The organism is Pseudomonas sp. G(2018), from assembly GCF_005502415.1.
Lineage (GTDB): Bacteria > Pseudomonadota > Gammaproteobacteria > Pseudomonadales > Pseudomonadaceae > Aquipseudomonas.
The window spans coordinates 1-12,664 of the sequence record NZ_SCOO01000066.1 but is presented as its reverse complement, the minus strand read 5'-3'; the positions used below and the strand labels follow the sequence as shown (position 1 = coordinate 12,664).

Sequence of the window (12,664 nt, the reverse complement as noted above, 5' to 3'; positions counted from 1 at the left end):
CACGACGCCGATCGCAATACCTCCTATCGGCGCTGCGGAATACCACGAAAACTCGGCTTTCTTAAAATCACGCTTCTTGATCGAATGACCAAGAATTTCCAGAGAGAACGAACGGACATCGACAGGGAACGGCAGCCGTTCAAACAACTCCGGTTTGTCGGTGTAGATAGGTACCTTTGATGGCTCCGGCAATGACGTGAGAAAGTCTTTCACTATGCCCATCAAATCGGTTGCATCGCCTACGCGATCCATCCTCTTTGCCGGCATTCCGTCTTTCACCGCAAAAGCCCAATAACGCCCCTCTTCCACTTCAACCAGAGCTAGATATAAGTCCTCGGCAACTGCCGAACGGACCAATGACGAGGCGGCCACAGGGCGCTTTTTCACTTCACCTTTCGATATAAAGGCAACGTATTCGTCTTCATTACCCTTGACTGACCAGACGAATTGCCACGCAGCGTCAACGCCTCGGCCTAGCTGCTTAATTTCCGTACTCTTGCCGTCAAGACCAGGCAACGGCAACCAGTCGAGGCCGGCAATCGCTTGGCCGAAACCGGGGATCAGAACGGAGGCCGACATCAGTTCACCCCTTCGATGATCTGTGGGGTCAACAGCACAAGTACCGCGCGGCGCGATGATGATGTAGCGATGCCGCCACCCAGCAATGGGGTTAGCTTGCTGTCGAAGGATTTGTCCGTTGATTGCTGCTGCGTGTTGTCAATGCCGGCGAGTACAGCGGTTTCACCGTTCACGATGCTCGAGTAAATCTGGTACTGGTTAGCGGTCGATTGGGGGTATTGCAACGTCACCCCATTCGATACAAACGTCTTCGTCTCCCCACGCAAAGACGCATCCATCGAGAATTGCACGATGACCGAGCCATTGGGCTGAATCGACGTTCTCATGTTCAAGAACGTACCTGTCGTGAGTTGAGCAGGTTCTACGCCTGGAACAGCTGTCGCGGAGTCCGTGGTGGTGGTGGCCGGCGACGAGCGAGCCGGGTAGATGAAGTTTTCGGTATTGGCAACCGACAGAGGTCGGTTGTTCATCATCGAATAAGTCTCGTCCTTACGGATGTTGACCTTCCCAACGCTCGCCAGCGCTCGCAAAAAAGCGGACGTGGTTGAGTTATCACCGTTACGAATCACGCCCAACTGACCGAACCCCGTCGATCCCCCTGGCAGACCTGCTGGAGAAAAGAAGTTGACGTTCCACTTGCGTGTCGCGTCGTTAATCAGCCACGACCAGTCAACACCCATGTCATTGTTTGTGTTGGCAGTCAGATCGACAATTTGCATACGCATACGCACTTGTCGGCTGACCGATTTGTTTTCCGCCGCGATAAGATCCTGAATCTGTTCTTGAACTTCGCGCGTGTCGGTTACGGTGATAACGCCAGATGATGAAATCGAATATTTGCCAATTCCACCGGGTGTCAAAGTGCCTTCGATAGCGGTACGAAGCCCCTTAACCACGTCAACTGAAGCGCTCATTTTTGCCGAGACGTCAGCAGAGGACGACACGTTACCCGCTTGGCTGATGTTGCCGTTAGATCCGCTATTGCCGCCGCTCGATCCCCCTGTTGTTCCCGCCTTTGCAATGGTGCTGCTTACATCATTGGTGTCCGTGATCGAGGCGATTTGATAAGTCCGCGTCACGATGCGCGAAATCAGGATAGCGCCGTCCTTGTAGTCCCAGCCGACACCGAATTTCGACGAGACCTGGTCGAGCAATTCAGTCAGCGTGCCGCCAAAGGGGCTTGCCTGGTCAATGATGAATGAGCGCCCTGGCATGAAACCCTGGTACCCACCATTCATCATTGCCATGCTTGGCGCGGTTTGTCCGATAGGACCGCTCATAGGCATTGCCATGCCCGGTGGCAAGCTGACGTTATTCGCTGCCGCTACCGCGCCGCCAGATTGCAATCCACCCATGGCACTTCCAGCGCCCATTCGCTGTGCGGAAAAAGCCTCTAGCGGAATCAGGGCATCAGGGCTAACCCTGACCGAGAGCCCGACGATTTTGCTGATTCGATCACCAATGACTGTCAGTGTCGGTTTATCGGGAAATGCAAATCGGATGGGCTGGTTGAACACAGACGGGAGCTCAGCATCACGAGATACTTTCACTGTTTTACCGCCAAGCCAGACGCCATCGATTTCCCTGACTACGGCGCCTCGTTGTTGGTCGTCCTCGCGCTGTTGGCTAAGACGGTTCTCGACCGAGTTACTACCCTGCGTCACTGCATCCCGAATGGTGTTTCGCTCCATCACGGTACCGCAGCCGGCAAGCGACAATGCCGTCACGAACGCCACGCTTCGTTTTGTGTACGAAGTCATTATTTCTACTCCTGGGTTATTGGGCGCGACGGCCTGATTCGGTCACGCGAAGTACACGGTTACCCGAGTACATGAGTCCGGTCAGGTTGACTTCTGCAGCGGATAGCGAAGAAAACAGCCGCTTTACGGCTGATCGGAAATCACCGTCAAAGGACGCACTGACGGTTACCGGAACATCGACGGACGCCTCCCAGACCAACTGCCAGCCGGCCCGAGCAGCCCACTTGCCCAGGACGTGCCGAAGCGTTGCGTCGGCCGGCGACACGATCCAGCTTTCGGCAGGGGCCGGCATGGCACGTATTACAGCGTTTTCACTCGCGGGCTTCTTAACCGGCAATGGCTTTAGATTGACGAGTGGTTCGTCCTGAAAAATGCTTGCTGAGGTTTTTTGACCAGGTGCTGACGATGCACCCGATCCGCTACCTGGCTTGGCATCGCGATCAACAGGTTTTGAACTCTGGCAGCCAGACATAAGGGTAAAAACCAGCAATGTGACAGTCAGCCTGCCTACGTATCTGAAGTTCATGCAGACTTCCTCGGGTTGGATTCCAAAACTCTGATTAGCTTCTGCTGACGTGACCCCTTCGGCTCAAGAGGACGCTCTGCGTTTTGGAAGTACGAAAAGATTTTGATTACCGCGTCCTCGAACGAACCTTCGATCCGCAGATGTGGGACTGCGTAATTGAGGTCCTCTGGCATCCAGTCCACTGTCCAACCCGCAGTTTTGGCCCACTGGGTCACAGTCTCGCGGAGCGTGGAACCGTCTTTAGTCTCCCAAACTGGTAGAGCTTTGACCGGTGCAGCAGCGAGCGGGAATTTGACCGGAGGCGTACCGCCTGGAACTGCCGCTGGTGGTGTCGCCGGAGAAGTCAGGGAAGACTTTGTCTGCGAAGCTGCAGTCGATGGAGTGACCGGTACGCTTGACGATCCTGGGGCGACTGAAGTAGCCAGACTCGACGCCATGGTTGGTACTGGTCCGCTAACCGCGATGTTCTGCGACGGGGAAGTCGGCGTGAATACAGCTACCTGGGAAGACTGCGAGGGTACTTTCACAACAGGGGGGGCCGGCGGCGGTAGAGCCCCCACTTTGATTACTGGGCGCCATTTGGCCGCGTCCACTTCGAACTCGGCCTTCCCAACCAAACGACGCATCTTGTCGCCGAGCGTAAGTTGGCCGCTATCACCTGTGACTGTTTGCTGGGATTCAGCGACTTGGCTCTGCCCAACCATGTTGTGTTGCAGAAGTGTCGAGTAAAGCATCATGCCTTTGTAGTCACGGGTCAGCCGATTGAAGTTGGCTTCAAGAATGGTCATCGCCTGAGCCGCACCTTCCTCCCAGCCCTGCTTTACCGCTTCCTGCCAAATCTTCATTTCAGCGGTATCGACTGGTCGCGCTTCCATAACAGGAAGGTCCACATTGGCCTGAGTAGGCAATCCCACCAACAAATAGTCACGCCAAGTCGGAGGTACGCTAACGAAGCGCTCATTGCGCTCTTTTTTGTAGACAACATTGGCCATTCGGATCTGGTCAGGAGAGAAGGCCGCCACATCACGCGATTCAACGATTACTGGAGGTAGCAGACCACTGGGACTTACCAAAGGACCAAACTCGAACTGGACATCGAGTGCCCGCTCACGGCGGTGCAAGGCGCTGATTAGGTCTTGCGCCCTCGCTGCCAGGCCGCCACGAAAACCAACTGTGCGACCACCGTCTGACAGAAGTTGCGCACGGAGGCTGTTCACTCCGGTGCTGGCTTGTGATGTTGGATTCATCAAGGCGTCAAGCGAGAGCGTTGAACCGCTGTCGGTGAGCCGAGGGTCGGAACTCATACTTCCTTCCGCACCTACCGCAGAGGTGTGCCAAGACGCTTGAGCGAGGATGATGGCGATTGCAATGCGTTTCATCACGAACTCCGTTTAGGGCATGGGCCGGCTGTAGCGGAGAACGAGACTGGTAACGCCCTTGTCGACAGATGCGCGATACCCGATCTGGGCGCTTATTTGGGTAAGCACCATATCGAAGGGCATATCTTTGACATCCATGTTCAACGGAAGGGGCAGTCGTGACCCGACAGAAGAGAATGAGAACCCTCGGTCTTGCGCAAGGGTTTGGAGAAGGAGATAGGCATCGCCTTTCCAGGTAAAGGTAAGCGGCTGTTGCCCACTGAAAATACGAGCCGGCGTGGGGTTAGCTGGTTTGCTGAGGGCGCCGGCCTTATAAAGATCAGCTTGAGCTGCCTGGATCGTCCGGGCGGAATCTAGGATCAGCCGATCGATCTCAGTTTGAACATCAGCGGGGTTCGACTTCGTTGCGCAACCAGTTAAACCGGTTGCGAGAAGTAGAACCCCAACAGAGATACGCCACGAATCCATAATGACCCCCTAATTTTGTATTAAGGGTACTATACGGAATGACGTTGTGCAATTCCACTTTTACGAAGGTCTGTGCCCTTTCCCTCCTCCCTTGCGCTCAGATGCCCTGATTTCAGCTTCATAAGCTTTGCGCATGGCCTCCTGCGAGGCATTATTGAGCGTCACATTTATTTTGTATTCAGACATGACTTCAACGGCGAGTTTCATAAATTCGTCCGATCCTGTCAGCTCGAATTTTCCCCCATACTTTTCTTTGGCAAATGCCAAAGCCGCAGCGATTGAGGCTCGATTAGTGTCAGCGCCTGGCATCACCTGGACCGATCGCCCCTGGTCAACGAACTGATCCTGACCCCGATCATTCTGGTAATGAACGCTTCCGCTTCGGCGCACCTTGAAGGTCATGCCGACGACGTTCGTTTTCGCAACAGGATCAGCTTCACTATCGTGTCGCAACCCGTTACGCCGATCGTCTTTCTCTGCATCCTGAATTTCCTTCTGCTTGCGTTTTTCGGAGTAAGCCCAGCCACGTACCTGACTGATCGCGGCGGCGTCACCGGCCGCTGCCTGCTCCTCTACCCACTCCTTGAATGTCCGTGTCTTGTTGTGTGGATCTTGGCGAAGCTCGTTTCTCTCTCGTTGAATTACGGCCTTCAGGCGCTCCCGATCTCGTAGGGTTTCAAAGGCGATAACGCTGTACATCGCTTTTTTTGCCGCAACGCTGCCTTTCGATGCCTTGACCTTTGATCGCTGATCGCGCGCCTGCTCGGCTATTTCCGCATAACGGCGCTTGACCTCAGCCGGGTTCAAACGCTTCGTGACGAAGCTCTTTTTATAAGCCTGATAGCGATCGCGCAGAGCTCTACGCGCGTCAGCTCTGGCCTGCCGGCGATCCTCACGAACTTGAGGGTCGCGTTTTAATGGTTTGTGTTTATCGTATTTTGTCGACGGGTCTACCTCGACAGGACGGGGCTCCTGGAAGTCACCGAGGCGTTTTACCAGACGGGACTTTGAGAGGTCTTCGTGGAGGTCGCTGGCCTTGATCGGCGTGGTTGCGTCTGAGCCCAGATCGTAGATGGCCAACCCCTGCCCTTTCTCGCGCAACTCAAGATTGAATTTGGCGAGCAAGTGGTGGATGGCTTGCCAAGTAAGTGTTTCACGCTTCAGCGCGGCAGCGATGGCCTTTCGAGGCTCATTTCGGACGTAAGTGAAGAAGCTCTCGCTGCCGTCGTATCGCTCCATCTCCGAAGCCTTACTTGGCCGCTTTCCTTTTGAATCTGGCGACTTGCTCGTCCAGTCAATGACCTTCTTTCCGTTACGCTCAAATATAGAGAAAACGCCTTCGACTTCCTGCCAGCCATTGGCAAGTTCAAGTTCTCGCATTGCACGATCGAGCTTGTAGTAGTCGCGATCTGGATAGACCGCCTTGAAGGTCTCCGGGTTAACCCGGTTTACAGCGATGTGGACGTGCGCGTTGTCGGTGTCGCGGTGCACCGCAAAGACATATTGGTGATCGCTCATGCCAACGGATTTCAGCGCGTAGTGCGCACTCTCAAAGGCTTCCTGATCAGTAGGGTTTTCACCAGGTGCCCAAGAAAGCACTACGTGATAAACCGGGTCTTTAACGCGTGCGTTTTGAGCGGCGACCGCGCCCATTTCAGCACTAGCGCTTTCAAGCGTTAGGCAGTTGTGCTGGCAGACCACTCCCGAGCTCGTGATTACCTCCTGTGGTCCGCCCATCAGTTGGAGCAGCGCTAGTCTTTCGTCTGCATCAACGTCTCCTGCATTACGTCGATTCCGTCGTTCAGCGGTGTCAGCAGCAACCGCAAGGTAGGTTCGACGGGCTCTGGCTCTTTCTTGAAAGTCTCGATCAGCTTCAGGAGCTTGTCCGAGATAGCGACCTGCTGCTCTAAGATTTGCGCGAGTGCGGGCAATACTTCGTTGATGTTCACGCCCATCTATTTCACCTTCAATTGGGTTGTCAACGTTTCGGTCAGATCGGTCATGCTTTCCTGCATCGGAGTGAGCAGGCCTTCCAAAACTTCCAAGACGGATTCTGATGGCGTCTCCATCAATGACATCAACTCGTCCAGCTGCGCGCAGATGGTCGCCTGCTGTAGCGAGATTGATTCCAATAACCCTAAGAACGTCGAGGTGTCTTCTTCGCTCGCTTGTATTGAGCTCATCGGTGAATTTCTCCTGGTCTTCATCCCTGTTTGTCATGTACTCAACCAAGTCCTTAAAGGATGAGTCTCCGTCGGCACGCTTCTCTGGAATTTTGGCGATCACGATTTATCACCGATGCGTGCGATCGCTCGTTGGATTTCAACAAGGATCTCGGCGAATTCTTTTGACTTAGCTCCCCCACCCTCTTTGAACAGGTGCTTTTGAAGGCCACCTAATCGGCGCAGTTCGTTGATGACGTGGTGCTCAACTTTGCTCCGAATTGTCCTGCCCAAACCGCAATCACGCAGGTAAGCGGGGGTTGTGAGGTTCGCGTCATGGGCGCGTTCTGTGAGCGCGGCTTTCTCCTCGGGCGTAACCCTCACCATGATGAGCTCTGTTTTCTTTCGGGTTTCGCTGTCACTCATATTCAAGGTTCTGCTTTTGGGGTCTCGGGGCTTGCCCTGAGCAGGGGAGGTAGAAAGGAGGAGGGAGTGTAACGACTGGATCCCTTTCGGTTGCTAGGACGCCATTTATGGCGGTATAGCAAACCCTACCTTGTCCCAGATTCTAAGAGCTCTTGTGTTCAACTATATAGCGCAGTAGTTGACGCAGCAACGGCAAAAGCTAGAATGCGGAAAAGCATAATCAGCAGGTGACAAAATGAAGATTGCGATCGAGACGATCGAAAACCTGCAAGAAAGCTTGAAAAGCCTTCCTGTGGTTGAGGTTAAAAAGCGTGAGGTTAGCAAACCGGAAGCAGTGCAGATGCTTGCAGCTCAGGTAGCCGAGCTGCAAGAAAAAGGCTACACAATCGAGATGATCGCGGAAATATTTACGGCTCGTGGTTTGGAGATAAAGCCTCAGACGCTGAAAAGCTATCTCACGAGGGCGAAGGGGCAGAAGGGGCAGAAGAAACGCGGCTCCAAAGCTCCTGCAAAGCCGCCTGCAAAATCTCTTGATAACAGCGTTAAAAAAGCATCAGATGAAGCAAATAAAAAGCACGCAAACGCAAGCTCTGTAACACACAAAACACCAGCAGATGATATCAATAAAGGTACCCAGACTACCCCAACACTCGCAGACAAGAGAGCAACTTTCAAAGAACCCGTGCAAAGCGGAACTTTTCAACCACGCGATGACAGTCGCGAGATTTAGGTAAAGCATATGAATGAGCCAATTGTTGTGACTGGCGGAAGCAAAGGTGGCGTGGGTAAGTCGATGGTAACCATTGCGCTTATCGACACAGCCCTGCACGAGAAAAAGAAGGTAATTCTGATTGAATCAGATACCTCCAATCCTGACGTGTACAAGATGTACAAAGACGAGCTTGAAACCCACCTGATTGATCTCGACGTTGCAAACGGATGGATCGATATGGTCAACCTTTGCGACGCAAACAAGGATGCAATCATCATCATCAACACCGCTGCACGTAACAACAAAGGTGTTAGCGCATACGGCAGCACGTTGAATTCAACCCTTGAAGAGTTGAATCGGAAACTGGTGACGTTCTGGGTGATCAATCGTCAACGAGATAGCCTGGAGTTGCTGAAAGACTATATGGATGCAATTCCTGACTCAGTCGTGCACGTAGTCCGCAACAGCTACTTCGGTGACGAAGGCAAATTTGAGCTATACAACGGCTCAAAACTGCGAGAGTCGGTTGAAGCTGCCGGAGGCAACTCGATTACCTTTCCAGACCTCGCAGATCGAGTCAGCGATGATTTGTACAGCAAGCGTCTGTCGATTGAGGCAGCGATGAAAGAGTTGCCGATCGGCAACAGGGCTGAGCTGACGCGTTGGAGAAATGAATACAAGCCAACACTCGGGGAGCTGATCAATGTCTGATCTCGATTCTGCCTTCGCCAAGTTGCTAGGTCGGCAACCGTCAGAGAAGGAAATCGAGGAGATGTATCGTGTAAAAAACGCGCTCAACATTCGAGACAACGATTCGCTCTGGCTCATACTGATGACGCTGCAGTCCTACGACACGCTGTTTAGCAAGTATCCGGGGATGATCTCGAAGCATGCTGGGCAAGTCATGGAGGACATTCGCAGGACAGCAGCAGATGTCGCGGATGTTGAAACCAAAAAGGCACTTGGAACACTGTCGGAAGCGGTAGCTCGAACCAGTGAAGCAGTCGCGGTGAAAGCCGTGGCTGCATCCAGGTATCAGTTCATCGGTATCACCATGCTCGCCCTGGTGGCGTTTGGCGCTTTATGCACGTTTGTGGGATTTGTCCTGGGCACAGGCCGGATGCCATTTTGGGCATCCATTAACCCAGGTCAGCACCCTTTAGCGATTATTCTGTCTACGATTGCAAGAACGCCTGCAGGATGGATCGCAGCATGCTGTGGATTTGCTGCGGTTGCATCGTCGATATGGACCGCAAGAGAAGAAATTCGCCATGGGAAGAGATTAGGACTCGTTGTTGCTGGTCTCTGCCTCCTCGGCCTTTCCGCTACATTCTTGCTGCCATTCCTATGAGTTTCGATGACCTGGCTGCGCTTCGATACGCACCAGGCCATTGAGTATTCAAGGCGACCTAGACCCTCCTCCCGTCCAGCCCTGCCCTTCTCTTTCCAATGCGGCTGATCACATACGTACGGGGGGCCGGCCACAACACAAGCGCCGTTACGCCTAGCGCGGCGGGTTACGGCGGGTCATCAAAGAGCGGCACGCCCTGCTCATCGACCAGGCGCCCGGCGCTTTCGTACTCACAACGGATCGCCCAGGGGTTTTCCTCAAGGATCTGCTTAATCGCGGCGGCCACCTGCTCCGGGGAGCCGGGCGACACTCCAAATTCTTCTTCTCGACCGTTCTGGCCGTACAACACAACGGTGTCGATATCCATGGCGGCCCCTCCGCTCAGTGACCGAACCAGTATAGCCACCGGCGGGGGGGGTTCTTCTATTGGTCGTTGATATCGAGGCCCAGCGCCTCGGCCTGCCAAAGCACATAGGCGCTATTGATCATGTCACTGGCAGCGTGCTCCGGCGCATCCAGCTTGGCCAGGAGCAAAAACTGCGCATCGATCCAGGCCATTAGCTCGATCCGCCCTGCCAGGCACGGGCCGTGCTGATGCTCCAGGAGATCGGCGTACAGCTCCAGCAGTTGAAGGGCGGCGGCGTCCTGTTCGGCAGTCATGGCGATGGCTCCTTTCGGTTATGCCTGCTCGGCGTCCTTAAATGCACGCACGGCGGCCTCGGCGGCATCTTTGGCCTTGTCGTACAGCTCGTCGCGCTCGTCGTCCGTGATGATGTTGGCATCGGCCAGCGCCTCTGCGTAGGCGCGCACATTTTCCTCGGCGCGGTCGATGTAGCGGCGTTCGGTGCGGCCGATCTTGGTCAACTTGATGCGCAGGATATTGAGAAACGTTGCTTTTGGGGCAGTGGTCGTCGTGGACATAGCGGGGCTTCCATTCAGTTCGAGTCGTCAATAAAGCGTTCGTAAAATCCCGGAGCAGCCTCGGACCGCTCTTGGCTCTCGACTAGCGCATGTTTGCGCAGCGCACGGACTTGATCCAACAGCGAGAAAATCGGCGCGTCCGGATCAGCTTCGGAGGCCGCCACGACATCCAGCCGGGCCTGTAGCTCGGTCAGTTGATCCAAGGTCAGGTGCAGGGGGTACCGAAGTTCAGCAATTAGGTTGGACATGGTGAACTCTCGATATGAGCGAATTATTGGCAGTTTGAACCGGAAAAAACTTTCCGATTGGCAGTGAAAAGTTTCCTGTATATGTGACATGCACGTCTACAGAATGTGTAAGTACCACTTATTGAAGCTCGGACGCGTGGAGTCCAACCTTCGCTGCTGCAGAGGAACGGGTGAGGACTGAAGCGCTGCGGTCCCTTACCAGGTGACTGGGCATCAAGTCTCCCCCGGCGGCCGTAACTCCTGCAGCTGCCGGCGACGCCATTGGCGGCCGTGCCCTGCTCATTCCCGCGGCTGATCGCGCACCTGGTGCACGCGGTTGACGCGCCCCGGCCAGCACCTAGTCAGCAGCTCGATGCCGGCGCCGCCGGTCACTGCTGCAGGTGATAGTGATCGAGGCCGGTGCCGATCGGCACGGCGTTTGGGCGACTTTCTGGGTCAGACGCTGAGTGCGGCACTGGTGGCCATCATCAGAAAGCCGAGCTATACCGTGTTTTTTTCTGCGGCTGGACCCGCATCTCGCATGTTAGTCGACGTGCCGGGCTAGAGCCTGGTCTCAGCAATACGCGGCAGCCCCGATAGACGGGGCGCGGCGGTGGATCTTGCGCTTAAAGCCACATGGCGAACTGTCCACTGGCTTCGGAGTAGCTAGCCAGTTTGGCCCCCCGGGCTGTCAGCTCCATACGCAAGGTGTCTTCAGCACCTTCATCGTTGAGATCCATGTAGTAAAAGTCGTCTACCAAGCCGCCGATTTCGTAAGGCGACAAACCGAACTCGACCGCCTCACCCAGCAGGCGCGAACACAGCCGGTCGTACTTGGCAGAAACAGCCATCTTTGGATGGTCGATAGCGTTATTAGCCATGAAGAACGCGTATGCAAACCCTTCAGGGGTGACACTCCTTGCGTTCTTGGTCGCCAGGCTGCTTCCACCGTACTTGCTGTGCATTTTCGAGCCTTCAGTGGGCTCTACTGGCGCAACGGGTAAATCAGCATTGAAGCGTCCCCAGAGGAGCGTCTTTTTCGTGTACGTATCACCAACGTGGTAGGGGTCGAATGCCAGTCTCCACTGTGGAAGGCCTCCCAGCTTCTCGATACGTCCCACCGGATTTTCAATTGCCCAAATAGACGGTTTGAAATACTCAATTGCACGTAGTGTTTGGTGAACCAACTGTACTGACGCAACGGTACGTCCATCGGCATCTTTTGCGGCGAAGTGTCGAGCCCCGGACACTGCAAAGTCGGTGCATGGGCATGCGGCCAAGATCGCGTAGATGTCTAAGCCATCGAAGTCACCGAACCAATCACCAAAAAATTCGGCGCCGAACAGATTGACATCACCAGTTTCGGGATTGTCTTGGATGTCGAAGCGGTACACCTGATATCCCGCTTCCTCCCATGGGCGTGACCATGCGCCTGTTTTGTCGAAAAAAGACAGCACGACTTTGTCGGAATTCTTTCGCTGGGCACCTTGCGTCTCCGCTTGGTCCTTCCAAAGATCGATACGGGCGCGGGCTTCTGCCGGTGTCATCCATCCATGAATCTTGTGGTACGCCGAAGCTTTGTCCTTCAGACGAACAACTTCAGAAGCCCGTGGGGAGTCAAAGAGGTGATGAGTCCGTTCTTCAGCCGAGTTCATATGGGACTGCGCCTCTACAAAAGCAGCGACGATCTCTTCCAATTCTCGATCATCTACACCAACAGCTGCGTGCTCAGGCGCGTTACTTGCCATTCGTGCCTCTGATATTGAGTTGTTCAATTGACTCTTCCCGATAACGATTTTCTGTTTGTATTGTACCTAAAATACGTAATTACGTAAAGCAATACGTACGTATTTACGTACCGGCATAGCAAGAGCGCTAGGCCATAAACCACTCGGCACTCACTGGCTGCGTGAGCGTCACCACAAAGACTTTCCTGCTTTACCTGGTCAAGGGTCAGCCCGGAAGCCGCACGCGGCGCACAGCCTGCTTGCAGGCGAGCACCGAACGGGTGAGGACTGATGCGCAGCGGTCCCTTTACCAGGTGGCTGGTAATCAAGGCTCCCCCGGCGGTCATGGGGTTGCTTCTCCCCCATGGCCGTTGGGGTCAGAGGCCGACTCGCTCCCTTCCTGGAGGGAAGGGCGGGGGGATGGGT

Annotated in this window: 17 protein-coding genes; 3 read left to right on the top strand and 14 right to left on the bottom strand. The window is 54.6% G+C overall.

What is annotated here, in order from left to right; translation table 11 throughout:
- From FFS64_RS30530 to mobA, 9 genes are all read right to left on the bottom strand, one after another.
- Nucleotides 1–579: type 4b pilus protein PilO2 (locus FFS64_RS30530; protein ID WP_137808378.1), on the bottom strand; the 579-nt coding region annotated here is incomplete at its 3' end.
- Complete coding sequence (locus FFS64_RS30525; RefSeq protein WP_137808377.1) at nt 579–2,339, bottom strand: hypothetical protein; 1,761 nt, start codon at nt 2,337–2,339, stop codon at nt 579–581. The genes FFS64_RS30530 and FFS64_RS30525, both read right to left, overlap by 1 nt.
- A 16-nt stretch (nt 2,340–2,355) precedes the next feature.
- Nucleotides 2,356–2,865 (bottom strand): toxin co-regulated pilus biosynthesis Q family protein, encoded by a 510-nt coding sequence (locus FFS64_RS30520; protein ID WP_137808376.1) that lies wholly within the window; start codon nt 2,863–2,865, stop codon nt 2,356–2,358.
- Nucleotides 2,862–4,244 (bottom strand): type IV secretory system conjugative DNA transfer family protein, encoded by a 1,383-nt coding sequence (locus FFS64_RS31400; protein ID WP_171017169.1) that lies wholly within the window; start codon nt 4,242–4,244, stop codon nt 2,862–2,864. Before FFS64_RS31400 ends, FFS64_RS30520 begins: the two co-directional genes overlap by 4 nt.
- Nucleotides 4,245–4,256: 12 nt before the next feature.
- Complete coding sequence (locus FFS64_RS30510) at nt 4,257–4,712, bottom strand: DotD/TraH family lipoprotein (RefSeq protein ID WP_137808375.1); 456 nt, start codon at nt 4,710–4,712, stop codon at nt 4,257–4,259.
- A gap of 60 nt (nt 4,713–4,772) precedes the next feature.
- On the bottom strand, nt 4,773–6,449 hold the full coding sequence (gene traI / locus FFS64_RS30505) for a TraI/MobA(P) family conjugative relaxase (protein WP_256660586.1): 1,677 nt from the start codon (nt 6,447–6,449) through the stop codon (nt 4,773–4,775).
- A 14-nt stretch (nt 6,450–6,463) separates the two neighbouring features.
- Entirely contained in the window at nt 6,464–6,667 is a 204-nt protein-coding gene (locus tag FFS64_RS31535; protein ID WP_256660585.1) for a hypothetical protein, read from the bottom strand.
- Nucleotides 6,668–6,895 carry a hypothetical protein gene (locus FFS64_RS31530; RefSeq protein ID WP_218571101.1) on the bottom strand — a complete coding sequence of 76 codons (228 nt, stop codon included), beginning with the start codon at nt 6,893–6,895 and terminating at the stop codon, nt 6,668–6,670.
- Between the two features lie 99 nt (nt 6,896–6,994).
- Nucleotides 6,995–7,300 carry a plasmid mobilization protein MobA gene (gene mobA / locus FFS64_RS30500; protein WP_171017168.1) on the bottom strand — a complete coding sequence of 102 codons (306 nt, stop codon included), beginning with the start codon at nt 7,298–7,300 and terminating at the stop codon, nt 6,995–6,997.
- A gap of 235 nt (nt 7,301–7,535) precedes the next feature.
- Between mobA and FFS64_RS30495 the strand changes: the two genes are divergently transcribed.
- From FFS64_RS30495 to FFS64_RS30485, 3 genes are read left to right on the top strand one after another with little or no spacing between them, the layout of a single operon-like run.
- Nucleotides 7,536–8,030: a hypothetical protein gene (locus tag FFS64_RS30495; RefSeq protein WP_137808374.1), complete on the top strand. Its 495-nt coding sequence runs from the start codon at nt 7,536–7,538 to the stop codon at nt 8,028–8,030.
- A gap of 9 nt (nt 8,031–8,039) precedes the next feature.
- On the top strand, nt 8,040–8,723 hold the full coding sequence (locus FFS64_RS30490) for a protein mobD (protein WP_137808373.1): 684 nt from the start codon (nt 8,040–8,042) through the stop codon (nt 8,721–8,723).
- On the top strand, nt 8,716–9,363 hold the full coding sequence (locus FFS64_RS30485; protein WP_137808372.1) for a hypothetical protein: 648 nt from the start codon (nt 8,716–8,718) through the stop codon (nt 9,361–9,363). The genes FFS64_RS30490 and FFS64_RS30485 overlap by 8 nt, the downstream gene beginning before the upstream one ends.
- 166 nt (nt 9,364–9,529) lie before the next feature.
- Here FFS64_RS30485 and FFS64_RS30480 read toward each other — a convergent pair whose 3' ends face one another.
- From FFS64_RS30480 to FFS64_RS30460, 5 genes are all read right to left on the bottom strand, one after another.
- Entirely contained in the window at nt 9,530–9,730 is a 201-nt protein-coding gene (locus FFS64_RS30480; RefSeq protein WP_137808371.1) for a hypothetical protein, read from the bottom strand.
- Nucleotides 9,731–9,786: 56 nt separating this feature from the next.
- Nucleotides 9,787–10,023 carry a hypothetical protein gene (locus FFS64_RS30475; protein WP_137808370.1) on the bottom strand — a complete coding sequence of 79 codons (237 nt, stop codon included), beginning with the start codon at nt 10,021–10,023 and terminating at the stop codon, nt 9,787–9,789.
- An 18-nt stretch (nt 10,024–10,041) separates the two neighbouring features.
- A complete protein-coding gene (locus FFS64_RS30470) occupies nt 10,042–10,284 on the bottom strand; it encodes a hypothetical protein (RefSeq protein WP_137808369.1) in 243 nt (80 codons plus the stop codon).
- 14 nt (nt 10,285–10,298) lie between these two features.
- Nucleotides 10,299–10,532: a hypothetical protein gene (locus tag FFS64_RS30465; protein ID WP_137808368.1), complete on the bottom strand. Its 234-nt coding sequence runs from the start codon at nt 10,530–10,532 to the stop codon at nt 10,299–10,301.
- A gap of 605 nt (nt 10,533–11,137) precedes the next feature.
- Nucleotides 11,138–12,259: a DNA cytosine methyltransferase gene (locus tag FFS64_RS30460; protein ID WP_137808367.1), complete on the bottom strand. Its 1,122-nt coding sequence runs from the start codon at nt 12,257–12,259 to the stop codon at nt 11,138–11,140.
- Nucleotides 12,260–12,664: the final 405 nt, after the last annotated feature.